The organism is Bacillota bacterium, assembly GCA_040754675.1.
In the GTDB taxonomy this organism is placed as follows: Bacteria; Bacillota; Limnochordia; order Limnochordales; family Geochordaceae; genus Geochorda.
This window is the reverse complement of record JBFMCJ010000753.1, coordinates 1-1654: the sequence shown is the minus strand read 5'-3', so window position 1 is coordinate 1654 and position 1654 is coordinate 1. Positions and strand designations below refer to the sequence as shown.

The 1654-nt window shown below is 66.1% G+C and carries 2 protein-coding genes; both read right to left on the bottom strand.

The window, feature by feature from the left end:
* Positions 1-172: 172 nt before the first annotated feature.
* On the bottom strand, positions 173-1183 hold the full coding sequence (locus AB1609_23250; GenBank protein ID MEW6049353.1) for an amino acid ABC transporter substrate-binding protein: 1011 nt from the start codon (positions 1181-1183) through the stop codon (positions 173-175).
* A gap of 328 nt (positions 1184-1511) precedes the next feature.
* Positions 1512-1646: a hypothetical protein gene (locus AB1609_23245; protein MEW6049352.1), complete on the bottom strand. Its 135-nt coding sequence runs from the start codon at positions 1644-1646 to the stop codon at positions 1512-1514.
* Positions 1647-1654 lie beyond the last annotated feature (8 nt).

Genomic DNA, 1654 nt, shown 5'->3' with positions numbered 1-1654 from the left:
TAAGTGAGCCCCGCGAACACCGCCAGCACCACCAGGAAAGCGGCCTGGGCGGCCCACTCGACCAGGGCCGCCCGCCGCTTTCGCCCCCTCGCTGCCGGCCCGCGCCGGACCCCCGCTTGACGGGGCCGGGCCTCCGGCTGGGCCGGCCCGGCCCCCGGCGGCAAGACTCTCATCACCGGAACGGCATGGCGTACAGCAGGCCGCCCTGGCCGTAGGGCTTGTTAATCCCCCTGGGCAGCCCCAGCGGGCCAAGGTTGCGGTCGTAGATCTCGCCGTAGTTGCCGACGCCCTTGATGATCTGGACGGCCCAGTCGGGCCTCAAGCCCAGCGCCCGCCCGAGGTTGCCCTCAAGCCCCAGGAAGCGCCGGACCTCGGGGTTGCGAGTGTTGCGGAAAGAGTCCACGTTGTTGCTCGCGATGCCCATCTCTTCGGCGAAGAACGTGGCGTAAACGACCCACTTGATGACGTCGTACCACTGGTCGTCGCCGTGAGCCACCACCGGGGCGAGCGGCTCCTTGGAAATGGTGGCTTCCAGGATGACGTGTTCGTCCGGGTCGCGCATGACGCTCCGGCGGGCTGCAAGCTGCGAGCGGTCGCTGGTCACGGCGTCGCAGCGGCCCTGTTCGTAGGCGTTGTAGGTGGTATCAATCTCCTCGAAGACGACGGGCGTGTACGGGATGTTGAGCGCCCGCATCGTGTCCGCCAGGTTGAGTTCGGTGGTGGTGCCCGTTTGAACGCAGACGCTGGCGCCCGAAAGGTCTCGCAGTTCCCTGACCCCGGCGCTCTTTCGCACCATGAACCCCTGGCCGTCGTAGAAGGTGGGCGGGGCGAAGTTGAGCCGGTTGTCGGTGTCCCGGATCAAGGTAAACGTCGTGTTGCGAAAGAGCACGTCCACCTCGCCGGTCTGAACGGCCGGCAAGCGCTGCGCCGCGGTCAGGGGAACGAACTCGACGGCGTTGGGGTTGCCGAGCACGGCTGCGGCCACCGCCCGGCAAAAGTCCACGTCGAACCCCGACCACGTGCCGTCCGGGTTGAGGTACCCGAACCCCGGCAGCCCGCCGTTGACCCCGCAGATGAGCCGGCCCCGCTGAACGACCTTGTCGAGAGTACCCGCCGACACCGCAGGCGCCAAGGCCACAACAGCAAGCGCCGCCAACACGAGAACTCGCCGGACCCAGACCATCCGCGGCCACACCCCTTTCATGCAAGCCGTAACCATTACGGCTCCTCTATGGCCGCTTGCTTCGCTGGCCTGCCCGGCATTCCTCCCCTGCACTCGATGCCTCTCGCGTAGAGCCACCACCCCCCTCGCCGGAGTCGCACTGTGCCCGGAGTCTCCCGGGCCAGTATCCAGCGCATAAAGTAGGGACGTCTTTGCCGCGCTGTCACCGGCCGGGACCGTTCTTGAAGGGGGATACCTCGTGATGGATAATGAGGCCAGGAATTCTCGATGCAGGGTGTAGAGGCCGCGGTTCGGTATGCGGCGCTGTACCCTTAAGAGACCGAGATGGCTATTCGGCAAGCAGCTGTGGCTGTGCTACTGCCCGTGGTGAGTTGAGGGGAATTCGAAACAGCACGACCCCGTAGCTGGCATGGTCACCCCGTTGAAAGACGAGCTCGCCGAAATCCTTGTCGAAAGTAAGCAGGACCCGGC

What these genes read in the sequence shown, in the direction of transcription:
- AB1609_23250 (MEW6049353.1), bottom strand. Translation starts at nt 1,183, where the DNA reads ATGGTCTGGGTCCGGCGAGTTCTCGTGTTGGCGGCGCTTGCTGTTGTG.